Source organism: Streptomyces sp. 7-21 (assembly GCF_016741785.1).
Classification (GTDB): Bacteria; Actinomycetota; Actinomycetes; order Streptomycetales; family Streptomycetaceae; genus Streptomyces.
Genome location: NZ_JAERRL010000001.1, coordinates 41803 through 67555, shown reverse-complemented (window position 1 = coordinate 67555; position 25753 = coordinate 41803). Strand labels below are relative to the sequence as shown.

Sequence of the window (25753 nt, the reverse complement as noted above, 5' to 3'; positions counted from 1 at the left end):
GTACCCGCCGGCCGTGCGTGCGACGTTCTCTCTCGGCGGTCCGCTCCGCAGGATCGCGGGCGTGCGGGTCGGCGTGCACTGGAGCGTGCTCGCGGTGTTCGCGCTCATCGCTCTGGGGCTGGCGGGCGGCCGGCTGCCGGAGGCCCATCCGGGCCGCCCGTGGCCGGCGTACGCCGCCGCCGGGGTCGCCGCCGCGGTGGTGTTCCTCGCCTCGCTGCTGGCGCACGAGCTGGCGCACGCGGTGGCGGCGCGGCGCGACGGGGTGCCCGTCGACGACGTCGTGCTGTGGCTGCTGGGCGGGGCGACGCGGCTGCGGGACGAGGCGCCGAGCCCGGCGGCGGAGCTGCGGATCTCCGGCTCCGGGCCGCTGGTGAGCCTGCTGCTGGGCGTGGGGTTCTTCGCGGCGGCGTGGCTGATGGCGGCGGCCGGGGCCGGGGGCCTGGCGGTGGAGTCGGTGGTGTGGCTGTCGCTCATCAACGTGCTGCTGGCGCTGTTCAACGTCGTTCCGGCCTCGCCGCTGGACGGCGGGCGGCTGCTGCGCGCCTTGCTGTGGTGGCGCACCGGCGACCGGCTCCGGGCGACCGCGCGCGCCTCGGCGGTGGGCCGCGGCTTCGGCTGGGCGCTGGTGGCGCTGGGGCTGTGGGCGTTCGTGTGGACCGCGGCGTTCGGCGGGCTGTGGCTGGCGCTGATCGGCTGGTTCCTGGTAGTGGCCGCGACCGAGGAGGGGCGGCAGGCACGGCTGCGGCAGCTGCTCGCCGGGGTCGCGGTGCGGGAGACGATGACGCCCGACCCGGAGACAGTCGACGCGCGGCTGCCGGTGGACGCGCTGGTGACCGAGCGGCCGCCCGCCCGCCGGCACACGGCGTTCCCGGTGACGGGCGCGGACGGCGGCCCGGTCGGGCTGGTCACCGTCGAGGAGGCGGCGCGGGTGCCGGGCCCGGAACGCGCCCGCACGACCGTCGGCCAGGTCATGGCGCCCCTGGCGCGGGTGGTGACGGCGGAGCCCGGCGAGCCGGTGGCCGACCTGCTGCCGCGGCTGGGCAGCGGCGCGGAGCACCGCGCGGTGGTGGTCGACGGGGGCCGCGTGGCGGGGATCGTCTCGCCGTCCGACATCAGCCGCGTGCTGCGCTGGCGCGGCGGCCCGGCCTGACACGGCGGCCCGGCCTGACGCGGCGGCCGCGCCGGGGCGGCCCGCGGGGCGGCGCGCGCCGCCCCGCGGGCCGGTGCGCTCACGGGCCGGTCACCTGGGTCACTGGTAGACCGTCGCCTCCTCGGCGGTCTCCGCGATACCGTCGGGGCCGTGGAAGATGCGCTCGCCCCACTCGGTGAGCTGCGCGGGGTCGAAGCCGGTCACCATGTCGAGGTAGCCGACCTCGGCCGAGTTGCCGGACCAGGACCAGCCGAGGTAGCCCAGGCCCAGCTGCTGGGCGGTGGCCATGATGGTGTCCTCGTCCGGGTCACCGTCGGAGTGGTTGTGGCCGAACTCGCCGACGACGAGCGGCAGGCCGGCGGTCACGAACGCGTTCATGTAGTCCGTGATCTCCGCCGCTGTGTCGTACACGCCGTACATGTGGACCGAGAAGACGGTGTTGCCCGCCGGGTCGCTGTCATAGACGGCCTGCGCGTTGTCGCGCATGATGCCTTCCCAGTCCTGGCCCCAGTTCGGCGCGTCCACCATCAGGGTGTGCTGGAGGCCGGCGTCGCGGAGCCTGGCGATCGCCGCCTGGGTGTCGGCGGTCCAGCCCGAGGCGCCGGTGTTGCCGTAGGGCTCGTTGCCGATGTTGACGATGACCGTGTCCTCGTGGCCGTTGATCGCGTCCTGGATGTCGATCCAGTAGTCGGCGGCCTGGTCGAGGGAGGAGGCGCCCGGCTGCTCGCCGTAGCCGGTGGTGTCGTGCACCTCCAGCACGCAGATCAGGCGGTTCGCCTCGCAGTCGCTGACGACGCTGGCGACGTCGGAGGCGTCGTTGCGGTGCCACAGCTGGCCGTTGGAGAGCACGACGCGGACGGTGTTGGCGCCCAGCGCCTTGATGTCGGCGAGCGACTGCGTCTCGCCGGGGTACCAGGTGTGGGCGTGGCTGACGCCCCGGATGACGAAGTCGTTGCCGTTGGCCTCCACCAGGCGGCCGTCGCTGACGTGGAGCCCCGCGGCCTGGGCGGTGTCCGCCTCCTGGCCGTGGGCGGCGGAGACCGTGGCGAGCACGGCGGCTGAGGCGAGCCCGGCTGCGAGCGCGGCGCCGATGCGCGTGTTCGTTCTCATGTGGTTCTTCTCCTTGCGGAGCCCCGTCCCGCCGGGACCCCGGGTGTGGGGAGGTACCGAAGGACCGTTGAGCATCCTTGCCCTCGTCCCAGGCGGGGCTGGGAGCGCTCCCAGGGCGTGCCCCATCACGCCATTTCTGACGAAGCCATGTCAAGAGCCGCGCCGCCGCCGGCACCGCAGGGGCCGCGCGCTCGAACTGCCGTACGTCGACGAAACTCCTTGGTGGGACGCTGACGGGACGGGACGGCGGCGCGCACGGCCCGGAGCGGACCGCCGCACGCACGCGCGGACGCCGGGACACCGGCAGGACACGGCCACGCCGCCGGTACGACCATCGGCATGACACGGCCGTCAGCAGCCCCCCTCACACCCGGGCATGTCCACGGCACGGACAGGGGCACCGGCGGCCGGGGGCGCCGCGCCACGGACCTTCGCGTGCGCGATGGTCACGGCGGCGGCACGGGCGCCCGTCCGTGCCCGAATGTCCCGCTCGCCACGGGCGGGCGGCGGGCGGTTTCCCCCGTTGCGCCCGCGAATTGACGGGCAGCCGGCAAAGGCGGGATCCAGCCCGCAGGAGAGGGTCGCACCGGTGCGAAGCGGTGCGTACTGGCGCACGGCGACGCGCACAGGAGCGCCCTGGTTCGCGCAACGCGGCACGGCGGCGCAGCCGTTGCACGCGGCCCCGCGAGCGCCCTCGCGCAGTTCCGGGCTGCTCACCCGACCGCCATCACACTCCCACCTGGAGCCTTGCCCACGCACTAGGCTTGCCCCATGAACAGCCGCACCGCCGCGCCCGGTCCCGCGTACCGCAGGCTCAGCGTGTCCGAGCGCCATGGTCAGCTCATCGCCACGGCGCAGCGGGTCTTCGCGCGGCGCCCGCCGGAGCTGGTCTCCCTGGACGACGTGGCCCGCGAGGCGGGCGTCTCCCGCCCGCTGGTGTACCGGTACTTCCCGGGCGGGAAGCAGCAGCTCTACGAGGCGGCGCTCAGCAGCGCTGCGGCGGAGCTGGAGCTGTGCTTCGCCGAGCCCGAGGCCGGGCCGCTCAGCTCCCGGCTGGCGAACGTGCTCGACCGCTACCTGTCGTTCGTCGCCGAGCACGACGAGGGCTTCCGGGCGCTGCTCAAGGGCGGCAGCGTGGTGGAGACCTCGCGCACCACCGCCATCGTCGACCAGGTGCGCCGCGCGGCGGCCGCGCAGGTGCTGCTCCACCTCGGCGCGGGCGAGCATGACGAGGGCGAGCACGGTCCCCAGCTGCGGATGACGGTGCGCACCTGGATCGCTGGTGTCGAGGCGGCCTCGCTGATCTGGCTGGACGAGGGCCGCAAGCCGCCGCAGCGCGAGCTGCGCAACTGGCTGCTCGACCAGCTCGTGGCGCAGCTGGTCGTCACCGCCGGCCGGGACGCCGAGACGGCCCGGGTGCTGGCGCGGGCCGCGGCGCAGGAACCGCCGGGCGGCCGCGTAGCGGCGCTCGCAAAGCGCACGCTGGCGGCGATCACGCCGACGGGTCCGCTGCGGAGCTGACCGGGCCAGCCCGATCCCGCACGGTCCGGCGCCACCGCCCCGCGCCGCCGCCCACAGCCGCGCGGCAACCGCCGCCTGAAGCACCAACGCCGCCCGCAGCAGCGGCGCCGGGGACCGGCACTCCCGAGGCGAGAAGGACGGCAAGCAGCGCGCCCGCACGTCCCGGGCGGCCCTCAGCATCCCGCACGCTCCCGCAGCAGCTCCACCAGCCGCCGGATCACGGCGCGTGTGCGGGCGCCAGCGTGGCGCCCAGCTCCTTCTGCCAGCAGCCGGGCCGCCCCGGCCAGGCCGTCGGCGGCCCGCACCACCGTCCCGGGCAGGTGGGCGGCGATGTCCCCGGCCAGCTCCTCGGCCCGCGCCGCCCGCGCGGGCCCGCTCTCAGGCCCTCTCAGGCCAGGGAGCCGGTGGCCGCCTGGCGCAGCTCGGCGCGCAGGCGCGGCGTGAGCAGGTGCCCGGCGCGGCCGACGAACAGCGCCATGTGGTAGGCGACCGTGGACATGTCGGCGTCCGGCAGCGTGTAGACGCCGAGCAGCGAGCCGTCACTGATCGACATCACCAGCAGGTTGCCCGCGTCCATGGCGACCAGCGTCTGCCGCACGGCGCCGCCGTCCATCAGGCTCGACGCACCCGTTGTCAGGCTGCCGAGCCCGGAGACGACGGTGGCCAGGTCGGCGGCCGCACCGCGCGGTCCCGTCCCGCCGCCGCCCGGGTGGTGGGAGGGCTCCGTGGACAGCAGCGGCAGCCCGTCCGCGGAGACGACGGCGACGGAGACCAGGCCGGGCACCTCGGCGACCAGCCGGTTGAGCATCCACCGCAGGTCACGGGCCGGGTCGCCCGGGGCCAGGTGCGGCTGTCCCTGGCCGCCGAGGTGGGCATGGACGTGGTTCATGACGGTGTCTCCTCCCCTGCGGCGCGGTGCCCCTCACGGGCGCCGCGCTGGAAGCCTCCCAGTCTCCTGCGCAGTTCTTCGGCGCTGACCCCGCCCGCGGGGGTGGGCGCAGGGCCAGGCTCGGGTGCGGGCGCGGGGACGGGGCGGCGGGCCCGAAGCGGCAGTCCGCTGCTGGTCCGTTCGGTTTCGCTCGGTTCCTCGTCGGCGCGGGCGTGCTCCGGCGGCGGCGCCCGGTGGGCACCGGTGTCCTCAGGCAGCGGCACGCCCTGCACGGGCGTGGCTGTCACCGGCGGCTCGGGCTCGGGGTGGCGCAGCAGCGTCGCGGGCAGGGCGACTTCGGCCAGCGTGCCGCCGCCGGGGCGGGGCGCGAGCCAGCAGCGCAGGCCGTGACGGGCCGCCAGGCGCGCGACCGTGTACAGGCCCATGCCGGAGCCGCTGTCCTGGTCCGAGGCGGGCGGGGTCACGGGGTCGGCCAGCCGCGCGTTCAGCTCGGCCAGGCGCGCCGGGGGCAGATCCGCGCCCTCGTCGGCGACGGTGACCGCCAGCTCCTCGCCGAGCCAGCGGCCGGTCAGCCGCACCCGGGCGCCGTCGGGCGAGAACTGCGCGGCGTTATCCAGCAGTTCCGCCAGCAGGTGGCTGACGTCGCGGGCGGCCGGGCCGATGACGTCCACGGCGGGCGGCGGCGGCGCGATCTCGACCAGCTCGTAGTGCTCGATCTCGCTGACGGCGGCGCGCAGCACGTCGATCAGCGGAGTGCGGTTGCCCGGCCGCCCGGCGGGCCCGGCGCCCGCGAGCAGCAGCAGGTTCTCGCCGTGGCGCCGCATCCGGGCGGCGAGGTGGTCGAGGGTGAAGAGCACGGACAGGTGGTCGGGGTCCGTCTCGTTCTTCTCGAGGTCCTCGATGACGGCCAGCTGCTCGGCCGTCAGCGCCAGCAGGCGCTGCGCGTGGCGGGCGAACATGCCGTGTACGGCGCCGTGCAGGGCCGTCATCCGGTTGGTCAGCTCCCGCTGTTCGGCCAGCAGCCGGTCGCGCTCGGCGCGCAGCCCGCCGGTGCTCTTGGCGGTCTCGCTGGCCTGCCGGTGCAGCTCGACGGCGCGCGCGTGCAGCGCGTTGACGGAGGCCACGACCTCGGCGAACTCGTCGTTCCTGCCGGTGTACTTCACGGGCTGCTGCCGCTCGGGGTCGGCGGCGACGCGGCGGCTGCCCAGGCGGATGGCGGCCAGCGGGCGGGTCAGCGAGCGCGCGGTGCGGACGCTCACGCCCAGCGCGAGCAGCAGCGCGGCGAGGACCAGCGCGGTTCGCAGGCACAGGGAGACGAGGTCACCCTGGTGCGCGTCGTCGACGGCCTGCGCGCGTTCGGCGGCCAGCGTCATCAGCACACCGCGCTGCTGCTCGGTGCGGGCGGTGAGCGCCTCGGCGACCGGCCGCTCGGGCAGCTCCTGTGCCTGTGCCGTCAGTTCGGGCGCGGCGGTGAGCTGGCGCAGGTACTCCTCGGCCTCCTCGACGGCGGGGCCGCGCACGGCGCTGGCGTACGCCTCACGCTCGGCTCGGCTCGCCGTGGCGGCGAAGCTGTCGAGTGCGGTGTCCTCCCGGGCCGCCTCGCGCAGGGCGAGCCCGGTCAGTTCGGGCTGGGGCCCGCCGCCGGAGAGCGCGGCGACGAGCAGGGCGCGGGCGGCGGCCGACGCGTCGGCGGCGCTGGCGAGTTCGGGCACCGGGCCGACGGGGAAGCCGCCCCGGATGAGGCCGCCGAGCGCGCGGATGGCGCCGGTGTAGGCGGCGTAGGTCTCGGCGGCCGTGGCCTCGCCGTTCAGCGCCCGTTCGCGGGCGTGGCCCAGGCCGTCCAGGCGTTCGCGTACCGCGGGCGGGGCGTCGTCGGCCAGCTCGGCGGTCCGCTGATCGGCCAGGGCACGGTCCTCGTCGGTGAGTTCGGCACCGGGCGCGCCCTGGCCGCCCACGGCGGCGATCACCAGGGCGTCCCGCTCGTCGGCCAGGGTCTGGGAGAGGTGGACGGCGCGCAGGCCGAGGCGGGCGTCCGCCAGCTCGCGCTGGGAGCGGTCGAGCTGGCTCAGCGCCGCCTGGACGCTGGGGATCCCGGCGGCGAGCACGGCGGCACCGGTGAGGAGCACGGCGACCAGCAGGCGCGTGCGCACGCGGGCACGGCGGCGCCGCGCCGCGCGGGAGCGCGGGCCGGGAACGGCGCGTCGCACGGGCCGCTGGTCCCCGGACGTGTCGGAGTCCCCAGGAGGGGGTTCGGCGGATTCACCCAGTGTCGTCATCCGCAGCTGTGCTCGCATTCTCGTCCTGGCCGCCGACGGGAGGGCCGGCCGTGAAGTCCGGCCCACCGGGCGCTGATCGGTCCATCCGTCGGGCCCGCGCTCTGGCACCGACGATGCCAGCGCCGCGGGGACCGGAGGCGGTCTCTCCTGACCGGCCACCCGAAGGAGTGAACATCACCACAACGCGACGGACAAGCGGCATGCGGAATCCCCCGCTCCGCTCGGCCGTTGCCGAGTGGCGCTCCGCCGCGGCTCCTGGCAAGATCAACTTTCGCCATGGCTCCTGATCAGGGCTGATGGTCTTCCGGCGAACCGCGCGAATGCCCGTCTAGCACCGCCAATCGCCGTCAAGTACCGCCACATTACCGATACGTGACGGGGTGGCGCAGACTGTGGGTCATGCGCGTACGTGCCGTCAGCGAGCCCGGGGATCCGGGCGTGCCCAACGAGGACTTCGCCGCCATCGCTCCGCTCGCCCGGGGCGGCGGCGTGATGGCGGTGCTCGACGGGGTCACCGGGACGCCCGACGGCGCGGGCTGCCGTCACGGCGTGGCCTGGTTCGCGGGGCGGCTGGGCCAGGCGCTGCTGGGGCGCGCGGCGGGGCCGGAAGCGCCGCCGCTGGCCGACTGCCTGGCGGAGGCCATCGCGGAGACGGCGGACGCGCACCGCGCGACGTGTGACCTTTCTCACCCGCGCACGCCCCAGGCCACGGTGGCCTGCGCCCGGTGGGACGGCGCGGCCGTGGAGTACCTGGTGCTGTGCGACGCGGTGCTGCTGCTGGCCCCGCCCGCGGGGCCGGTGCGGGTGGTGACCGACCCGCGGCTCGCGCAGCTGCGGCCGGCGGCGCGGCGGCTGCCGACGGCAGCGGAGCGGGTGGCGTTCGTGGAGGGCATGCGGAACGCCGAGGGCGGCTTCTTCACGGCAGCGGCGGATCCGGCCGTGGCCGCGCGGGCCGTGACGGGCACGGTGGCGGCGCGGGACGTGCGGGCGCTGGCCGGGCTGACGGACGGGGCCGGGCGGTGGGTGGACGTCTTCGGGCTCGGCGACTGGGACGCGCTGTTCCGGGTGCTGTCCGGGCCGGGGCCGGCGGCCGTGGTCGAGCAGGTCAGGGCGGCGGAGCGGGACGACCCGCGGGGCGCGGCGTTCCCCCGGGGCAAGGCGCACGACGACGCCACCGCCGTGCTGGTGGAGCCGGACGACGCGCCCTGACGGCGGTCAAATCCCAGGCAAAGCGCGGCGTTTCCGGCCTGGCTGGCTCAAGCGTGACTCGCCGCATACCAGTTGCCCGCGCGTCTCGTCCGGCATCACCCGGACGGCGCACCGGGGCGCCGAAGCGTGCTTCGCCCCACCCTCCGCGCCCCTTACAGTCGCGAGTGGCATGTTCACACTATGTGACTTGCCGACGAGCTGGCTACCTCATCCCCCCCACCCAGGCTCGAAAGGCTGCCATGCCCATGAACCGAACCGCACCGAGCGCTCCCAAGCCACGACACCGGACTCTGAGCGCCCTGCTCGCCTCGGCCTGCGCGGCGCTCGCCGCCGTCCTGACCCTGCCCGGCACCGCGCGTGCCGACGATACGGGGCCGCTGCCGATCTCGCCGGGCGAGGCGTACATGGGCGTGACGGTTCCCTACTACGAGGAGACCAGCGACCCGCTGACCGTGACGCGGCCCCCGCAGGGCTCGCCGCGCGCCACGGTGGAGGGCGTCGACGTCTCCAGCTGGCAGGGCAATGTCGACTGGCCGGCGCTGTGGGACAGCGGCGTGAGGTGGGCGTACGTCAAGGCCACCGAGGGCACCTCGTACAAGAACCCCTACTTCACCCAGCAGTACAACGGCTCCTACGACATCGGCATGATCCGGGGCGCCTACCACTTCGCCCTGCCCAACTCCTCCAGCGGCATCGCGCAGGCCGACTACTTCGCCGACAACGGCGGCGGCTGGTCCCGCGACGGCAAAACGCTGCCGGGCGTGCTGGACATCGAGTACAACCCGTACGGCTCCGCCTGCTACGGCCTGAGCGACGCCGAGATGGTCGACTGGATCGACGACTTCCTCACCCGGTACTACGAACGCACCGGCCGCTGGGCGGTGATCTACACCACGGACGACTGGTGGGCGGAGTGCACCGGCAACTACTCCGGCTTCGCCAACCACCACCCGCTGTGGATCGCGGAGTACGCCTCCTCCCCCGGCACGCTCCCGGCCGGCTGGAGCTACTACACCTTCTGGCAGTACACCTCCTCCGGGCCGATCGTGGGCGACCACAACCTCTTCAACGGCGCGAGCGACCGGCTCCAGGCGCTCGCCAACAACGACTGACCACAAGCGACGGGAACGAACGGCTGCACCCACAGCTGTCCCCGCCGGGAGGCCCCGGCGGCACCAGGGCGCCATGCGCGAGGATGGAGCGCATGGCGCCCTCCGCTTTCTCCCCCCACCTGCCGCACCCGCCGCACGCCGCCCAGGCCGCGCCCGGCGAGCCGGTCGTCCTCGACCGCCGGGAGGGCCCCCACGGCGAGGTGGTGCTGCGCCGCCACGGCGAGCTGCTCCAGATCATCGCCAACGGCTGCTTCCTCATGGACACGTCCGACGGCCGCTCGGAACGGCTGCTGGTGACCGAGGCGCTCGCCGCGCTGGGAGACCGCCCCTCCCCCAGCGTCCTCATCGGCGGCCTCGGCGTCGGCTTCTCCCTCAACGCGGCGGCTGCCGAGCCGCGCTGGGGCCGCATCACCGTCGTGGAGCGTGAGGAGGCCATCCTCGGCTGGCACCGCGACGGGCCGCTGACCCACCTCACGGCGCAGGCCCTGGCCGATCCGCGCACCCGCCTGGTCCACGCCGACCTGCTCACCCACCTGCGCACCACCGGCGAGCGCTACGACGCGCTCTGCCTGGACATCGACAACGGCCCGGACTGGACCGTGACCGAGGACAACGACAGCCTGTACTCTCCCGCCGGGCTGGCCGCGTGCCGGGAGCGCCTGACGCCGTCCGGCGTGCTGGTGATCTGGTCGGCGAACCCTTCCACCGCCTTTGAGTCGAAACTCAGGGATGCCGGATTCGTCGGGGTTCACACCAGAGAAGTCCCTGTCGACCGGGGCGTCCCCGACGTGCTCTTTCTCGCCAGCCACGATCTCGCCAACCGGTCCTCATAGCCTCCGCGAGACTTCGCGCTCTACGCTGCTTCTCAGTGCTCATCAGCACATTCGAGCAGTTCCACACACCTTCGACACGCCAGACCCAGCCGACTGGCGCCGGAATCTCCCGGGGGCGGGACAGATGAACCAGACAGAAACCAGGGCACAGAACGACAGGAACCACGCGGGCGAGGCCTCGGACGCGGCGGGCCAGCCGGAGCCCACCGCCCAGGACAGGACGGGTCACCACCACAGCACCACCGCGGCCACCCCGGGCGCACAGCGGCGGGTGCTCGTCGTCGAGGACGACCCGACGATCGTGGAGGCCATCTCGGCCAGGCTCCGCGCCGAGGGATTCCTCGTGCAAACGGCCGCGGACGGCCCGGCTGCCGTGGAGACGGCCGCGGCCTACCACCCGGACCTGCTCATCCTCGACGTGATGCTGCCGGGCTTCGACGGCCTCGAGGTCTGCCGCAGGGTCCAGGCCCAGCGCCCGGTTCCCGTGCTGATGCTCACGGCGCGTGACGACGAGACCGACATGCTGGTGGGGCTCGGCGTCGGCGCGGACGACTACATGACGAAGCCTTTCTCCATGCGCGAACTCGTCGCCCGGTCGCACGTGCTGCTGCGCCGCGTCGAGCGCGCCGCCGTGGCGGCCACCACCCCGCGCCCGGGCAGCGTCCGCCTGGGCGACCTGGAGATCGACCGCACCCAGCGCCGCGTCCGCGCCGCCGGCAAGGACATCCACCTCACCCCCACCGAGTTCGACCTGCTGATGTGCCTGGCGCGCTCCCCCCGCGCCGTCCTCACCCGCGAGCAGCTCCTCGCCGAGGTCTGGGACTGGGCCGACGCTTCCGGGACCCGCACCGTCGACAGCCACGTCAAGGCGCTGCGGCGCAAGATCGGCGCCGAGCGCATCCGCACCGTCCACGGCGTGGGATACGCCCTGGAAACGCCGCCCGGCTACGCGGGCGACGGCGGGCTCGGTCCGGTCAACGGCGAGGTCTAACGCGTGCGCGCACTGGTCAGGCACCCCCTGTGGGGGAGGGCCTGGGCGCTGGTGCGCCCGCTCGATCCCTACCGCTCGGTCAAGGCCGCCCTCGGCTGGCTCGTGGTGATCTCCGTCGTCATCACCACCGTGCTGGTCCTCATGGCCTACCGTTCCGCCATCGAACTCCAGGTGATCGCCATCCTCGCGATCATCGCCTCGCTGCTTGTCACGCAGTTCGTGGCCCAGAGCCTGGCCACCCCCGTGCTGGAGATGACGTCCGCGGCGCGGGCCATGGCGCGCGGCAACTATGACCGCCGGGTGCGCGTGGCCCGCCGCGACGAGCTGGGCGATCTCGCCCTCGCCTTCAACCGCATGGCCGCCGACCTCCAGCAGGTGGACCGGCACCGCAAGGAGCTGGTAGCCAACGTCTCGCACGAGCTGCGCACGCCCATAGCCGGGCTGCGCGCCGTGCTGGAGAACGTGGTGGACGGGGTCTCCGACGCCGATCCGGAGACCATGGCGACGGCGCTGCGGCAGACGGAGCGGCTCGGCAGGCTCGTGGACCAGCTGCTGGACCTGTCGCGGCTGGAGAACGGCGTGGTGCCCCTGCATCCGCGCGTCTTCCCGGTCAAGCCGTACCTGTCGGCGGTCATCGGCGACGCCGCCGTCGCCATGCGGCGGGGGCACGCGCGCACCGACGTCCGGCTGCGGCTGGACGTCTCGCCGGGCGGGCTCCAGGCCTACGCGGACCCCGAGCGGCTGGACCAGGTCGTCACCAACCTCGTCGACAACGCGATCAAGCACAGCCCGCTCGACGGCGAGGTGACGGTCCGCGCCCGGCCCGGCCAGTCTCCCGGCGGGCTGGTGCTGGAGGTGCTCGACGAGGGCCCCGGCATCCCGCACGCCCAGCGCGAGCTGGTGTTCGAACGGTTCGGCCGGGCGACGACCGCGGGGGCGCGCGACGGCGGCACCGGACTCGGGCTGGCCATCGCGCGGTGGGCCGTCGACCTCCACGGCGGGACCATCGCCGTCGCCGAGTCCAGCCGCGGCTGCCGGATACGCCTCACTTTGCCGGGTAACGGCGAAACGCACGAGTGACGTACGCTCGGTGACGTCACCGTCTGAAGCGCGTGGTGTCCGGCCCGCATCGGCAGCCGCGGCCGGACCACCGGCAGCCCACTCCGCTCTTTACCATTTCGTTGCTGTTTTACACTGAACCTGATGCAGTTCCCGGACGACCGGGACCCGAAACCATCCGCGGAATGTGATCTAGGTGACGTCTACCCGGCGAGGACTGCGCCTTCGGGCCGGGGAGGCGTAGCCTTGATTTCCGCTGTCCACCAGTCCTTGCGAAGCGGAAGAGGGCGGTTGCCGCCGTGTCGCCACAGTCCCAGAACACCTCAAGCGCCGGACCCAGCACGGAACCGGACCAAGGGACCGAGAAGACCGAGAAGAAGAGCCCTGCCGCCGGTTTCGGCGCCAATGAGTGGCTCGTCGACGAGATCTACCAGCAGTACCTGAAGGACCCCCACTCGGTGGACCGGGCCTGGTGGGACTTCTTCGCCGACTACAAGCCGGGTGGCCAGGCGCAGGCCTCCGAGGACGGGCAGAAGAAGACGGAGGCCAGCGGCCAGGCGAGCGCCCCGGCCCCTGCCGCCAAGCCCGCCGCGGCGGAGCCGAAGGCCGCTGCGAAGCCCTCGGCACCGGCGAAGCCCGCCGAGCCCGCGAAGCCGTCCGCCCCGGCTGCCGCGCCGGCGGCGAAGCCCGCGGCCAAGGCCGAGCCGAAGGCCGCCGCGAAGCCCGCCGCGAAGCCCGCCGCGAAGGCCGGGGCCGAGCAGCAGGCGGAGGGCCCGGAGCTCGTCACCCTGCGCGGCCCGTCGGCCGCGGTGGCGAAGAACATGAACGCCTCCCGGGAGATGCCCACGGCGACGTCCGTGCGCGCCGTCCCGGTGAAGCTGCTGTTCGACAACCGCATCGTCATCAACAACCACCTCAAGCGCGCCCGCGGCGGCAAGGTCTCGTTCACGCACCTCATCGGCTACGCCATGGTGCAGGCGATCAAGGCCATGCCGTCGATGAACTACTCCTACGCGGAAAAGGACGGCAAGCCGACCCTGGTCAAGCCGCCGCACGTGAACCTTGGCCTGGCGATCGACCTGGTCAAGGAGAACGGCGACCGCCAGCTGGTCGTGGCCGGCATCAAGAAGGCCGAGACGCTGACCTTCTTCGAGTTCTGGCAGGCGTACGAGGACATCGTCCGCCGTGCCCGCGCCGGCAAGCTGACCATGGACGACTTCTCGGGCGTGACCGTCTCCCTGACCAACCCCGGGGGTCTGGGCACCGTCCACTCGGTGCCGCGCCTGATGCCCGGCCAGAGCCTGATCCTGGGCGTCGGCGCCATGGAGTACCCGGCCGAGTTCCAGGGCACCTCGCAGGAGACGCTCAACCGCCTGGGCATCTCCAAGGTCATGACCCTGACCTCGACCTACGACCACCGCGTGATCCAGGGCGCCGCCTCCGGCGAGTTCCTGCGCCTGATGAGCCAGCTGCTCCTGGGCGAGCAGGGCTTCTACGACGACATCTTCGAGGCGCTGCGGATCCCGTACGAGCCGATCCGCTGGCACCGCGACATCGACGTCAACCACGACGACGAGGTCACCAAGGCGGCCCGGGTCTTCGACCTGATCCACGCCTACCGCGTGCGCGGCCACCTGATGGCCGACACCGACCCGCTCGAGTACCGGCAGCGCAAGCACCCGGACCTGGACATCACCGAGCACGGCCTGACGCTGTGGGACCTGGAGCGCGAGTTCGCGGTCGGGGGCTTCGCCGGCAAGTCCCGGCTGAAGCTGCGCGACATCCTGGGCGTGCTGCGCGACTCGTACTGCCGCACCACCGGCATCGAGTACATGCACATCCAGGATCCGAAGGAGCGCAAGTGGATCCAGGACCGGGTGGAGCGGCCGCACACCCCGCCCGAGCGTGAAGAGCAGCTGCGCATCCTGCGGCGGCTGAACGCCTCCGAGGCGTTCGAGACGTTCCTCCAGACCAAGTACGTGGGCCAGAAGCGGTTCTCCCTCGAGGGCGGCGAGACCCTCATCCCGCTGCTGGACTCCGTGCTGGACGAGGCGGCGGAGGCGCGGCTGGACGAGGCCGTCATCGGCATGGCGCACCGCGGCCGGCTCAACGTGCTGGCCAACGTCGTCGGCAAGTCGTACGCCCAGATCTTCCGCGAGTTCGAGGGCAACCTCGACCCGAAGTCGATGCACGGCTCGGGCGACGTGAAGTACCACCTGGGCACGGAGGGCACCTTCACCGGCCTGTCCGGCCAGAAGATCAAGGTGTCGCTCACGGCCAACCCCTCCCACCTCGAGGCCGTCGACCCGGTCGTCGAGGGCGTGGCCCGCGCCAAGCAGGACAACATCGGCAAGGGCGGCAAGGACTTCCCGGTCCTGCCGATCCTCATCCACGGCGACGCCGCCTTCGCCGGCCAGGGTGTGGTCTCCGAGACGCTGAACATGTCGCAGCTGCGGGGCTACCGCACCGGCGGCACGGTCCACATCGTCATCAACAACCAGGTCGGCTACACGGCGACGGCGGCGGCGGCCCGCTCGTCCACGTACTGCACCGACGTCGCCCGGATGATCGAGGCGCCGATCTTCCACGTCAACGGCGACGACCCCGAGGCCGTGTGCCGGGTCGGCCGCCTGGCGTTCGAGTACCGGCAGGCGTTCAACAAGGACGTCGTGATCGACCTGGTCTGCTACCGCCGCCGCGGCCACAACGAGACGGACAACCCGTCGTTCACCCAGCCGCTGATGTACGACCTGATCGACAAGAAGCGCTCGGTGCGCAAGCTGTACACCGAGTCGCTGATCGGTCGCGGCGACATCACGCTGGAGGAGGCGGAGCAGGCGCTCCAGGACTTCCAGGGCCAGCTGGAGAAGGTCTTCAAGGAGGTCCGCGAGGCCGCGGACACGCCCGCCCCGGCCGAGGTGCCGCCGGCGCAGCCGGAGTTCCCGGTGGAGGTCGACACGGCCGTCAGCGAGGAGGTCCTGAAGCGGATCGCCGCCTCGCAGGTGAACATCCCGGAGCGGATCACCGTGCACCCGCGGCTGCTGCCGCAGCTCCAGCGGCGGGCCGCCATGGTGGAGGACGGCACGATCGACTGGGCCATGGGCGAGCTGCTGGCGATCGGCTCCCTGCTGATGGAGGGCACGCCGGTGCGGCTGGCGGGCCAGGACAGCCGGCGCGGCACGTTCGGCCAGCGCCACGCGGTGATCATCGACCGCAAGACGGGCGAGGAGTACACGCCGCTGCTGTACCTGACCGAGAACCAGGCGCGGTTCAACGTCTACGACTCGCTGCTGAGCGAGTTCGCGGCGATGGGCTTCGAGTACGGCTACTCGCTGGCTCGCCCGAACGCGCTGGTGATGTGGGAGGCGCAGTTCGGCGACTTCGCCAACGGCGCGGCCACCGTCGTCGACGAGTTCATCTCCTCGGCCGAGCAGAAGTGGGGCCAGACCTCCGGCGTCACGCTGCTGCTGCCGCACGGCTACGAGGGCCAGGGCCCGGACCACTCCTCGGCCCGCATCGAGCGCTTCCTCCAGCTGTGCGCGCAGAACAACATGACGGTCGCGATGCCGACCCTGCCGTCGAACTACTTCCACCTGCTGCGGTGGCAGGTGCACAACCCGCACCACAAGCCGCTCGTGGTGTTCACGCCGAAGTGGATGCTGCGCCTGAAGGCAGCCACCTCCAAGGCGGAGGAGTTCACCAGCGGCCGGTTCCGCCCGCTGATCGGGGACACCACCGTGGACCCGGCCGGCGTGCGGCGGGTCGTGTTCTGCTCCGGCAAGGTCTACTACGAGCTGGCGGCCGAGCGGGAGAAGCGCGGCATCACCGACACCGCGCTGATCCGCCTGGAGCGGCTGTACCCGCTGCCGACCAAGGAGATCCAGGCGGAGCTGGCGCGGTACCGCAACGCCGAGAAGTACGTCTGGGCCCAGGAGGAGCCCGCCAACCAGGGCGCGTGGCCGTTCATCGCGCTGAACCTGGTGGACCACCTGGACCTGATTATCGGCTCGGAGCCGGTGCCCAACGCCGACCGGCTGCGGCGGGTGTCGCGTCCGGCGTCCTCCTCGCCGGCGGTCGGCTCGGCCAAGCGCCACCAGATCGAGCAGCAGCAGCTGATCGACGAGGTGTTCGCGATCTGACGCGGCGCGCCGCGTGCGGCGCCGTGACAGCGGTAAAGGGGCCCGCCCCGGGGATCGTCACTCCGGGGCGGGCCCCCTGGTATGCGGCCCGCGCCAGTGACAGCGGGCAGCCGCCGGCTCAGGTGGCCAGCGGCTCGAAGTCCCAGTAGGGACGCTTCCGGTTGCGGGCGCTCACGGTGTGCGAGTGCTGCGAGCCGAGCGTAGAGATCAGGCCGGACAGCGCCTCCTCCTCCGTCTTGTCCGCTTCCTCGCTGCGCCGCACGGCGCGCAGGTCGTGCGCCAGCGAGATCTGGGCGGACAGGAACAGCGGGTGCCTGCGGCCCAGCGTGCGGGCGGCCCGGCGCACCGTGTCGCGGCTGAGCTCGACCGCGCCCTCCAGGTCGTCCTCGAGGCTGCGGCTGGCCGCCGCGTTCAGGGCGATGCCGAGCGTCCAGGGATGGTCGGGCCCCAGGGCACTGGTCATGTCAGCCAGCGCCTCCTCGATGAGCAGCGCGGCCTGCTGCCGCTCGCCGAGGGCCCGCAGCACCAGCGCCTGGTTGGCGCTGGTGCCGATGGTGTACGGGTGCTGCGGCCCGAGCCGGACGCGGTAGTGCTCCGTGACCCGCTCCCCGGTGGCGCGGGCCTGGTCAAGGTGGCCCTGGGCGCGCTGGATGAACGCCTGCCCGGCGAGGAACCGCACGGTCACCGGCGAGCTGTCGCCGAGCACCCGGGACGCCCGCTCCACCAGGTCGGCGATGCGCCGCTCGGCCTCGGCCGGCTCGCCGGAGCGGTGCAGGCACATCGCCAGGTTGAACTCCACCGACAGCGTCTGCGGGTTGTCGTGGCCCATGACGACCCGGTGGGTCTCCACGCTCGGTTCGAGCACGGAGGCCGCCTCGGAGTAGCGGCCCAGCAGCCGCAGGTCCAGGCCGTAGGTGCTCTCCGAAGCGAGCGAGTAGTTGTGGCGGGGCCGCAGCAGCTCCCGGCGGCGGGCCAGCGTCAGCCGGTCCAGGTCCAGCGCCTCGCGGTACCGGCCGAGCAGCCGCAGCGAGACGGCCAGGTTGTTGCGGGCGCTGAGGGTCCGCGAGTCGTCGGGGCCGACCAGCTCCAGGTAGCCGTCGAGCACGCGCTGCGACACCTCCAGGGACTCCTGGTACCGCGCCAGGCCCCGCAGATCGGCGCCGAGGCCGTCGAGCGCGTGGAGGACGCCGAGGTGGTGCTCGCCGAGCAGCACGCTCAGCCGTTCCGCGACGGCACGGTCGATCCGCTCGCACCGGGCGTACTCGCCCAGGCCGCGCAGCAGCGTGGCGTGCTGGGCGCCCAGGCGCCACAGCTTGGGGTCGTCCTCGCCGAGCACCTCGCGCCAGGCGCGCTCGGTGAGTTCGGAGAGGTGGACGCCCGAGGTGTACTCGCCCGCCAGGAAGAGGTAGCGCAGGCAGTTGAAGATGAGCTGGTGGATGTCCGGGTGCGTGCTGCGCAGCGCCCCGGACACCTCCAGGTGCGGCACGATCTGCGCAAACCGCGGCCAGCGGCGGGTGTCCGTGGGCCGCCGGGGGTCGGCGGCGGCCAGGGCGCGGCGCACGGCGCGGGAATAGACGGCCAGGTCCTCCTCCGACATGCCGGAGCGCACCGTCTGGTGGACCAGGCGGTGCAGGTGGATCTGCCCGGCGTCGGACTCGGCGTCGGCGTCCGGCTCGGCCTCCGGGGCGTCCCACCGGATGACGGAGTACTGCACCAGCCGGGCGATGGCGGCGCTCCACCGCAGCGGGTCCTCCATCAGCCCGCGCAGGCCCTCGGGCAGGTGGTCCACCGGCACCCCGCGCAGCAGCTGGACCGAGATGTTCCCGGGGGCGAAGCACGAGGCCAGCCGGAGCAGCTCGACGGCTTCGGGCATGGTCTCGCGCAGCCGGTTGATGAGTATCGCGAACGCGGTCTGGTACGTCATCCGGAAGTCGGCCGAGACCTTCAGGCCGGACTCCAGGTCGTGCCTGCCGTGCAGCAGCTCCACGTACTCGGGCACCGTGATGGCGGCGTCGCTGAGCCACCCCGCGGTCTGGTCGAGCGCGAGCGGCAGGTCGCCGAGGGCCTCCGCGAGCCGGTCGGCGTCGCCGGGGCCGATGCGCGAGGCGCGGCGGCGGACGAAGGCGACGGACTCCTCACGGTCGTAGACGGGCACGTCCAGGACCACGGTGTTGTGCTGGTCCCAGCTGCGGTTCTGCGAGGTGATCAGCACGTGGCCGGGACCGTGCGGCAGCAGTCCGGCGATGTTCTCCGGGTCGTCGGCGCCGTCCAGCACCAGCAGCCAGCGCGAGTACGGCTCGCCGCGGCGCAGGGCGTCGCGCACGGCGCGCAGCCGCGCCCCGTAGTCCGAGCCGGTGTGCAGGTCGAGCGCAGGCGCCAGCTCGGCGAGCCGCTGCCGCAGGGTGCCGCGCTGGTCGGCGGGGACCCACCAGACCATGTCGTACTCCGAGCCGAACCGGTGCACGTACTCGACGGCGATCTGCGTCTTGCCGACGCCCGACATGCCGAGCAGCGTGACGACGCCGGTGCCCGGCTCGGCGCGCTGGAGCGCCTCGTACATCCGGCGCAGCGTGTCTTCGCGGCCGGTGAAGCGGATGTTGCGGCGGGGCACGCCGCCCCATACCCGCGGCTGCTCGTGCGGGAAGCGGGGCCCGGCGCCGCGGCGGTCGGTCCGCACGCCGCCGGGCGGGGTGGCGTGAGTGCCGGGCGTGATGCCGAGCAGGCTCAGCAGGCGGCGCTCGGCCTCGCGGGCGCCGATGCCCCACAGGTCGGCGGTGCCGCCGAACGCGGCGGTGGCGGGGGGCAGCGGTTCGGCCGTGACGGAGACCGCCGCGAAGCGGTGCGTGTTGGGGGCCACGACGGTGCGCAGGGCGTGGTTCCAGGCCTCTTCCGGGTGAGGGCCGAGCCGGAAGTACCAGTCGCTGAGGACCACGAGGATCCGGCCCTCCAGCAGCAGCAGGTCGCGCAGCTGCTCCTCCAGGGGCACCTCGATGGGAGCGTCCCACCGCTGGAACGTGACGCGGCAGCCGTACCGCTCGAGCCGGTCGGCGATCCAGGCCGCCCAGGGCCGGTTGTAGCCCGCGTAGCTGATCGCGATCCGCTGTGCCCCGCCCTCCCCAGGCGTTTCGCGTACCTCCACGGCCGTGAACCTCCCTCGACGGTCCGTCAGAGCCCTTGCAGGGAACATACACCCGCGCCGCACGAGGTAACCGTCAAAGGGGAGGTGTGCTCGCGGCGGGAGCGCCGGCACGCGCGCCAGGCGGTGCCGGAAAGGTGCCGGATTCCGTCGAGGAAGGTGGAGCAGGAGTGAACCGGGCCGTTCCGTTCCGGCAGTTCGTCGTCAAGGTCAACAGCCGCTGCAACCTCGCCTGCCGGTACTGCTACATGTACTTTGCCGCCGACCAGGGCTGGCGGCGGCAGCCACGGAGCGCCTCCCCCGCGATGCTGCGGCAGACGGCCCGCCGGATCGGTGAGCACGCCGCCGCGCACGGGCTGGGCGCGGTCTCGGTCGTGCTGCACGGCGGGGAGCCGCTGCTGACGGCGCCGCGGGTGCTGGGCGCCTTCGTCCGCGAGGTGCGGGCGCGGGTGCCGTCGGGCTGCGCGGTGTACGCCTCGCTCCAGACCAACGGCACGCTGCTGACGGCGGCCGGGCTCCGGGAGCTGGCGGGGCACGGCATCCGCATCGGGCTGAGCCTGGACGGCGGCCTCGCGGCGCACAACACCCAGCGCGTGGACCACGCCGGACGCCCGGCGTGGCCGCGGGTGCTGCGCGCCGCCCGGCTGCTGTCCGAGCCGGAGCACCGGACGGCGTACGCGGGCGTGCTGTGCGTCGTGGACGTCGCGAGCGACCCGGTGGCCGTGTACGAGTCGCTCGTCGCGCTCCGCCCGCCCGCCGTCGACTTCCTGCTGCCGTACGGCAACTGGACCTCACCGCCGCCCGGCCTGCCCGCGCCCCCCGAGGCGCCCACGCCGTACGGGGACTGGCTGTGCGCGGTGTTCGAACGGTGGTGGCACGCGGACCACCGCCGGGCGGCGGTGCGGCTGTTCGAGGAGTGCATCGCCGCGCTGCTGGGGCTGCCGGTGGCGGGCGAGGTGTTCGGGCTCCAGCCGTTCACGGCCGTGGTGGTGGAGACCAACGGGGACATCGAGCTGGTCGACGCGCTGAAGACGGCCTACCCGGGGGCGACGGCCACCGGCCTGAACGTGTTCCGCTCCGCCTTCGACGAGGCGCTGGGCCACCCCGGCGTGGTCGCCCGGCAGGCGGGACGCGAGGCGCTGGCGGACGACTGCCGCAGCTGCCCGGTGGTCGACGTGTGCGGTGGCGGGCACTACGCGCACCGGTACCGCGCCGGGAGTGGCTTCCGTAACCCGGCCGTCTACTGCGCCGACCTCCAGCGGGTGATCCGCCACGTCGCCGGCGCGCTGCACGAGGTGGCCAGGTGAGCGCGGCGGTTCCGGGCCCCGCGCTGACGGCGGAACAGCTGCGGCGGCTGGGGCAGGCGGAGAGCGACCGCCCGACCCTGGAGACGCTCACGGCGGCGCAGCACACGAAGCGGCTGCTGCTGCTCCGGCTGCTCTTCGACGCCCTCCCGGCCGCCGGCGACGGCACGGCGGGGGCGCTGGCCCGGGAACACGCCGACCTGCTCGTGGCCGCGGAGCGCGCGGACCCGGAGCGGGCCCGGCCGGCGCTGTTCTACCCGCTGGTGGGTCCGTGGCTGGAGGCGTGGCTGCGGCGCGGTGCCGACGCCGAGGCCCGCGCGGGGCTCGGCGGGCTGGCCGTGGCGGCGGCGGCCAGGACCGGGCTGCGCTTCACCACCCGGGTGCCGGTCGCGGGCGGGTATCTGACGCTGCCGGCGCTCGGCGGACTGTGGGTGGGCCGCCCGGCCACGGTGACGGCGCGGGGAGACGGCGAGCGGCTGGTGCTGCGCGGGGACGACGGTGAGGCCGTCACCCTCGTGCGGTCCGCGGACGGCAGCGGCGCGTGGCGCGCCGACGACGCGCGCTGGCTGCCCCTGCGCCCCCTGCCGGGCGGGCCGGGGACGGTGTACCTGGACCACGCGGCGCCGCCCGCGCTGACCGGCGAGCGGCAGCGGCCCCTTAGCCCGGAGGGACACGTGGCCGCGGAGCACGCCCGCTGGGCGGCGCTGTGGCGCGGCGCGCTGCCGCTGCTGCGGGCGGCCGGGCCGCAGCGGTACGCGGCGCTGCGGCTGCTCACGTGCGTGGTGCCGCTGCGCGCGGGCCGCGCCGGCGACCACAAGGCGGGCACCAGCCCGCAGAGCTTCGGCGCCGTGATGATGCGCAGACCAGCCGGGCCGCAGGCGCTGGCCGAGACGCTGACGCACGAGGTGCAGCACGCCAAGCTCGGCGCGCTCAGCGACCTCGCGCCGCTGCACGAGGCGGACGACCGGGCGCGGTTCTGGGCGCCGTGGCGCCCCGACCCGCGCCCGTTCGACGGTCTGCTGCACGGCGTGTACGCGCACCTGGAGCTGGCGGACTTCTGGCACCGCCTGGCGGCGGCGGACGCCGCCGGGAGAGAGCAGGCGTGGCAGCGGCACGCCCGCTACTGGGCCATGGTGGATGCCGCGCTGCCGCAGGTGCGCCACGAGGACCGGCTGACCGACGCCGGCCAGATCTTCGTCGGCGCGCTGGTGGAGCGCCACGCCGGGCTCGGCGAGACGCCGGTGCCCGCCCGCCACCGCGCCGAAGCGGCGGAGTTCGTCGCCCGGGTGCGCGCCGCCTGGCCCGGCCCCGCACCGGGGACGAGCGCGCCAGGTCCGGGCCGGGCGCCGCGGACGTCCCGCAACGGCCGGCGCCCGTGACGGTGGGGCCCCAACGCCGCAGGTCAGTCTGGTTACCGGTCGTCATCCGGGGCCGCGGGCCCCTGGTTGAAGTCCCACATGGTCTCGTCAGGGCGGGCTATTCGCTCCCGCAGCTCCGCCAGCACCTCGCGCAGCACGGGATGGCTCAGCTCCCGCAGCTCTGCCAGGCTGAGGTGCAGCAGGTCGGGCAGCGGCTGGTGGGCGGCCGGTGCGGCTCCCCGCTCGGTGGCGCGGCCACCGGCCACGTCCTGCGAGCGCGTTGTCATGCTTCCTCCTCGCCGATGGGGCCAAGCGGGGATTCCCGCCAGGCCCGCGCGAGAAACCCCGGGCCGGGCCGCGCTAACCCCCGCCGCGCAAGCCGCCCAGGCGGCGGGCCGTGGCCTGGCCCGCGGTGTCCCCGTCCGGCAGACGGCGCCACTGCGCCTGCGCGGCACGGTACGCTTCGGCCGCCGCGAGCGGACGCTGGGACTCCTCGTAGACGACGCCGCGTTGGTGCAGCGCCGTAGCGGCGAGCCGCACCAGCGCGGGCCCGCCGGGCTCGCCGCGCCGCTCCGCTTCGAGGGCCCGCGCAGCCGCCTGCCCATAGCACGCGGCGGCCTGGTCGAGCCGTTCGGGCGCCCGCGTGTGCCGGTACAGGCCGCGGTGCGTAGCGCCCAGCTCGAACCAGGCCCGCGCCCGGGTGTGCCCGTTCCCGGCGCCGCGCGCCGCCCGGTCGAACAGATGCTCCGCTTCCCGCAGGTCCACCAGGTCCCCGGCCAACCGGTAGCGCGCGACGAGCGCCTGCCCGAGCATCAGCAGCCGGTCCGGCAGGCGGGGGTCGGCCGCCGACGTCTCCATGCGGCAGTTCCGCAGCACGCGCACCGCCTCGCCCACGAACGGCCCGCCGCCCGGCAGCGCCGCCCGCCGCAGCAGCGCCGCGCCCCATTCCTGGAGCAGATCCCCGTACTCCGGCTGGTCGTTGGAGAACAGGCCGCTGGCCTCGTCGAACGCGGCGGCCGCGGCCTCCAGTTCGGCCGGACCGGACTCAGCGGCGTACCGCCGCACCCGCAGCCTGCCCAGCCGCACCAGGCACCCGGCGCGCAGCGCGTCGCTGTCGGCCAGGGCACGGGCCCGCTCAATAACCTCCTCCGCCCGCGGCCAGTCGTGCCACGTCAGCAGCAGGGCATCGGCCAGGTCCAGCAGGGCGCGGGCGACCGCGGGCGCGGTCGCGGACTCCGCGGCCAGCGCGCGGGCGCCGGCCTCCAGGGAGACGGCGGCCTGCTGGGCGAGTGTTCCGGCGCCCGCGTGCGAGGTCTGCTGGGCGAGCAGCAGCAGCGTCCTGCCGTGCTTGAGCGACAGCGCGGAGGGCCGGGCGGCGTCGTCCGGCCACGCGGCCGCGACGGCCTCCAGCATGCCGGCGGCTTCCTGGAGCAGTCCCGTGTCCCCGCCCAGCCGCCACTGCTCAGTGAGCGCGTCGGCACGCTCCAGGGCCGGGCCGAGCGCGTCCTGCGAGGCGAGCCCGGGCGTGGCGTAGACGGCGGCGTACTCCCGGTCCGCCTGCCGCAGCAGTTCGAGCGCGCCCGCCCGGTCACCCGCCAGCCGCCGCTCTCCCGCCTGGGCGCGCAGCACCCTGGCCAGCACGGTCCTGGCGTGCCCGGAGCCCGGGTGCGCCGCGGCGGCGCGGGCCACCTGCTCGGCCTCCGTGAGCAGCCCCGCCTCGCGCTGCACGCGCCACAGCCGCAGCAGCAGCTCGGCCAGTTCGGTCCACAGCTGCGGGTCCGGCGCCCAGCGCCGCGAGGCGCGGTCGGCGTGACGCATCAGCGCGACGGCGTCCAGCAGGTGGCGCACCCGGCCGTCGGACTCGTAACGGCGGGCCAGCTCGCGGGCCTGCCCGACCGCCTCGGAGGGAGGAGGCGACGGCGGCCCGTACCGCGCGGCGGCCTCGGCCTGCTCGGTCAGGTCGGGCAGGAAGCGGCGCAGCACCTTGGCGGCGACCTCGGCGAACGGCTGCGGCACGCGCTCGTCCGGCGCCGCTTGCTGCTCCCCGTCATCCCTGACCGCGGGGCCGACCGCGGGCGCCGGCTCGCCGGAGAGCTGGGCGAGGGCGAGCGCCGGGAAGTTGGGGCCGCCCTTGCCGAAGCGCTGCTCGACGTAGCTGGAGCAGTGCTTGAGCACCAGCAGCGCCTCGTCGTGCCCGAGGTCGGCGAGGAGCTCGTCGTGCACGCCGTCGGCGAACTCGTACCACTGGTCGTCACCGCCCGCGCCGCCGCGGCGGCGCAGCAGGCCGCTGAGCATCACCTCGGCCAGCTCGGCGGGGCCCGAGTCGGGCAGCATGGTGCGCTGCACCAGCTGCATCACCGGCAGGTACAGCGGGGCCGCCGCGAGATAGACCGCGAGCTGGGCCGCGCCGGGCGAGGCCGTGGCACGGAACCGGGCCAGCAGCGCGGCGGCGGGGCGCTGGCCGCGCGGCACCGGCCGCCGCGCCGGGGCCGCGGCCGGCTGGTCCGGGCGCACCCAGCCGACGGCGGCGCGCACCGAGCCGGCGCCGGGGCCGGACAGCAGACCCGCCCAGGCGCCCAGCGCGGCCGGGGTCGGCGGCATCACGGGCACGGGCACGGCGTCGCCGCGCGCGTCGTTCCGGCGGCGCGGCTCATCGGACCGGAAGCGCAGCCGGGCCGAGGCACCGGGCCCCTCCTCGCGCAGCAGCGTGCCGTAGGAGACGGGCAGCCGGGTGCGGGCCCACAGCCGCTGCGGCAGCGGCTGCACGACGGCGACCTGCGCGTGGCGGGAGAGCCGGTAGAGCAGCCGGTGCGCGGCGCCGTCCCGCCACAGCGGGCCGGTGCAGTCGCTGACGAGGACCGTCAGGCGCCGACCGGTGGGGTCGGCGAGCTGGCGCGCGGGCCGTAACGGGGCGGCGCCCGGGTCCAGGCGCCTGCTGATGGCGAGGGCGCCGTCGGGCGACTCGTGCAGGTAGTGCACCTGGATGTCGCGGAAGGCGCCGATCCGCGCGAAGACCTCGGTGAGTTCGCCCAGCATGCGCTGCCACACCCGCATCGCGGGGGTGGCGTCCATGAGCAGCTGGAGCTCCACCTGGCCGCGCGGGTCCCGGCGGAACACCGGCAGCAGCAGGCCGCCGGCGCGGGCCGTGTCCTCGGCGGTGGCGCGCTCGTCCAGGTCCAGGCGGCTGCTGCGGTGCGGACGGGCTGGCGGGCGGTAGCCCTTCAGCGGCCGCAGCGCGCGCTCCAGTTCGAGCAGGCCCGGCAGGGCCCTGGCCTCGGGCACGCCGACGCGCGGGCCGTCGGCGGGCAGGCCGGGGTCCGCCTGGTCGGCGTACAGGCCGATGGTGTGGTCGTCCGGGTGCGGCGGCCGCGCCGCCGGCGCGGGGCGCGGCCCGCCGGACTCCTGGCTGGCCGGGGGGTCGGGCCGGTCGCCGCCCGGCGCCGCGGCACCGGCCCGGCCCGGCCCGGCCGGCCGGCCCCCCTCCGGTGCGCTTCCGCCCGCGCGGGAGGCCGGGGACATGGCGGTCGGCCGGGCGTACTGGGCCAGCCACAGCGCGTCGGCGAGGCCGGCGCGGTCCGGGTCAAGCCCGGCGCCACGCAGCGCGCTTATCAGGCCAGCGAGTTGATCACCGCGGCCCTGCGGCGGAGTGGCGTGGGACTCGGACAC

At 74.6% G+C, this 25753-nt stretch carries 16 protein-coding genes; 10 read left to right on the top strand and 6 right to left on the bottom strand.

Features of this window, described 5'->3' with window-relative positions:
* The first annotated feature begins 61 nt into the window (after positions 1 to 61).
* Entirely contained in the window at positions 62 to 1150 is a 1089-nt protein-coding gene (locus JK356_RS00280) for a site-2 protease family protein (RefSeq protein ID WP_307815329.1), read from the top strand.
* A gap of 99 nt (positions 1151 to 1249) precedes the next feature.
* On the opposite strand, the gene JK356_RS00275 is transcribed toward JK356_RS00280, so the two are convergent.
* Complete coding sequence (locus JK356_RS00275; protein ID WP_201865394.1) at positions 1250 to 2260, bottom strand: glycoside hydrolase family 5 protein; 1011 nt, start codon at positions 2258 to 2260, stop codon at positions 1250 to 1252.
* 771 nt (positions 2261 to 3031) lie between these two features.
* Between JK356_RS00275 and JK356_RS00270 the strand changes: the two genes are divergently transcribed.
* Positions 3032 to 3781, top strand: coding sequence for a TetR/AcrR family transcriptional regulator (locus tag JK356_RS00270; RefSeq protein WP_201865393.1), 750 nt, complete (start codon positions 3032 to 3034; stop codon positions 3779 to 3781).
* Between the two features lie 388 nt (positions 3782 to 4169).
* On the opposite strand, the gene JK356_RS00265 is transcribed toward JK356_RS00270, so the two are convergent.
* Together JK356_RS00265 and JK356_RS00260 are read right to left on the bottom strand one after the other, a co-directional pair.
* Positions 4170 to 4589, bottom strand: coding sequence for a roadblock/LC7 domain-containing protein (locus JK356_RS00265; protein ID WP_236670554.1), 420 nt, complete (start codon positions 4587 to 4589; stop codon positions 4170 to 4172).
* 77 nt (positions 4590 to 4666) lie between these two features.
* Positions 4667 to 6877 carry a sensor histidine kinase gene (locus JK356_RS00260; protein WP_201865391.1) on the bottom strand — a complete coding sequence of 737 codons (2211 nt, stop codon included), beginning with the start codon at positions 6875 to 6877 and terminating at the stop codon, positions 4667 to 4669.
* A gap of 468 nt (positions 6878 to 7345) precedes the next feature.
* Between JK356_RS00260 and JK356_RS00255 the strand changes: the two genes are divergently transcribed.
* The 6 genes from JK356_RS00255 (at position 7346) to JK356_RS00230 (ending at position 16289) form a co-directional block, all read left to right on the top strand.
* Complete coding sequence (locus JK356_RS00255; protein ID WP_201865390.1) at positions 7346 to 8155, top strand: protein phosphatase 2C domain-containing protein; 810 nt, start codon at positions 7346 to 7348, stop codon at positions 8153 to 8155.
* Positions 8156 to 8394: 239 nt separating this feature from the next.
* Entirely contained in the window at positions 8395 to 9267 is an 873-nt protein-coding gene (locus JK356_RS00250; RefSeq protein WP_201865389.1) for a lysozyme, read from the top strand.
* A gap of 92 nt (positions 9268 to 9359) precedes the next feature.
* Positions 9360 to 10100 (top strand): spermidine synthase, encoded by a 741-nt coding sequence (locus JK356_RS00245; protein ID WP_236670527.1) that lies wholly within the window; start codon positions 9360 to 9362, stop codon positions 10098 to 10100.
* Positions 10101 to 10224: 124 nt separating this feature from the next.
* Positions 10225 to 11091: a response regulator transcription factor gene (locus JK356_RS00240; RefSeq protein WP_201865388.1), complete on the top strand. Its 867-nt coding sequence runs from the start codon at positions 10225 to 10227 to the stop codon at positions 11089 to 11091.
* A gap of 3 nt (positions 11092 to 11094) precedes the next feature.
* Entirely contained in the window at positions 11095 to 12171 is a 1077-nt protein-coding gene (locus JK356_RS00235; protein WP_201865387.1) for a HAMP domain-containing sensor histidine kinase, read from the top strand.
* 278 nt (positions 12172 to 12449) lie between these two features.
* A complete protein-coding gene (locus JK356_RS00230) occupies positions 12450 to 16289 on the top strand; it encodes a multifunctional oxoglutarate decarboxylase/oxoglutarate dehydrogenase thiamine pyrophosphate-binding subunit/dihydrolipoyllysine-residue succinyltransferase subunit (protein WP_201865386.1) in 3840 nt (1279 codons plus the stop codon).
* 118 nt (positions 16290 to 16407) lie between these two features.
* Here JK356_RS00230 and fxsT read toward each other — a convergent pair whose 3' ends face one another.
* The gene (fxsT, locus tag JK356_RS00225; protein ID WP_201865385.1) at positions 16408 to 19476 is read right to left on the bottom strand and encodes an FxSxx-COOH system tetratricopeptide repeat protein; all 3069 of its coding nucleotides are present in this window, start codon (positions 19474 to 19476) and stop codon (positions 16408 to 16410) included.
* A gap of 119 nt (positions 19477 to 19595) precedes the next feature.
* Between fxsT and JK356_RS00220 the strand changes: the two genes are divergently transcribed.
* Positions 19596 to 20732, top strand: a complete 1137-nt coding sequence (locus JK356_RS00220; protein ID WP_307815326.1) for an FxsB family cyclophane-forming radical SAM/SPASM peptide maturase — start codon at positions 19596 to 19598, stop codon at positions 20730 to 20732.
* Entirely contained in the window at positions 20729 to 22108 is a 1380-nt protein-coding gene (locus JK356_RS22280; RefSeq protein ID WP_201865383.1) for an HEXXH motif-containing putative peptide modification protein, read from the top strand. Before JK356_RS00220 ends, JK356_RS22280 begins: the two co-directional genes overlap by 4 nt.
* Positions 22109 to 22140: 32 nt before the next feature.
* On the opposite strand, the gene fxsA is transcribed toward JK356_RS22280, so the two are convergent.
* Together fxsA and JK356_RS00205 are read right to left on the bottom strand one after the other, a co-directional pair.
* Positions 22141 to 22374 (bottom strand): FxSxx-COOH cyclophane-containing RiPP peptide, encoded by a 234-nt coding sequence (fxsA, locus tag JK356_RS00210; RefSeq protein WP_236670526.1) that lies wholly within the window; start codon positions 22372 to 22374, stop codon positions 22141 to 22143.
* A gap of 73 nt (positions 22375 to 22447) precedes the next feature.
* Positions 22448 to 25753, bottom strand: coding sequence for an SAV_2336 N-terminal domain-related protein (locus tag JK356_RS00205; protein WP_201865376.1), 3306 nt, complete (start codon positions 25751 to 25753; stop codon positions 22448 to 22450).

What these genes read in the sequence shown, in the direction of transcription:
- JK356_RS00275 (WP_201865394.1), bottom strand. Translation starts at nt 2,260, where the DNA reads ATGAGAACGAACACGCGCATCGGCGCCGCGCTCGCAGCCGGGCTCGCC.
- JK356_RS00270 (WP_201865393.1), top strand. Translation starts at nt 3,032, where the DNA reads ATGAACAGCCGCACCGCCGCGCCCGGTCCCGCGTACCGCAGGCTCAGC.
- JK356_RS00265 (WP_236670554.1), bottom strand. Translation starts at nt 4,589, where the DNA reads ATGCTCAACCGGCTGGTCGCCGAGGTGCCCGGCCTGGTCTCCGTCGCC.
- JK356_RS00255 (WP_201865390.1), top strand. Translation starts at nt 7,346, where the DNA reads ATGCGCGTACGTGCCGTCAGCGAGCCCGGGGATCCGGGCGTGCCCAAC.
- JK356_RS00250 (WP_201865389.1), top strand. Translation starts at nt 8,395, where the DNA reads ATGCCCATGAACCGAACCGCACCGAGCGCTCCCAAGCCACGACACCGG.
- JK356_RS00245 (WP_236670527.1), top strand. Translation starts at nt 9,360, where the DNA reads ATGGCGCCCTCCGCTTTCTCCCCCCACCTGCCGCACCCGCCGCACGCC.
- JK356_RS00240 (WP_201865388.1), top strand. Translation starts at nt 10,225, where the DNA reads ATGAACCAGACAGAAACCAGGGCACAGAACGACAGGAACCACGCGGGC.
- fxsT (WP_201865385.1), bottom strand. Translation starts at nt 19,476, where the DNA reads ATGTTCCCTGCAAGGGCTCTGACGGACCGTCGAGGGAGGTTCACGGCC.
- fxsA (WP_236670526.1), bottom strand. Translation starts at nt 22,374, where the DNA reads ATGACAACGCGCTCGCAGGACGTGGCCGGTGGCCGCGCCACCGAGCGG.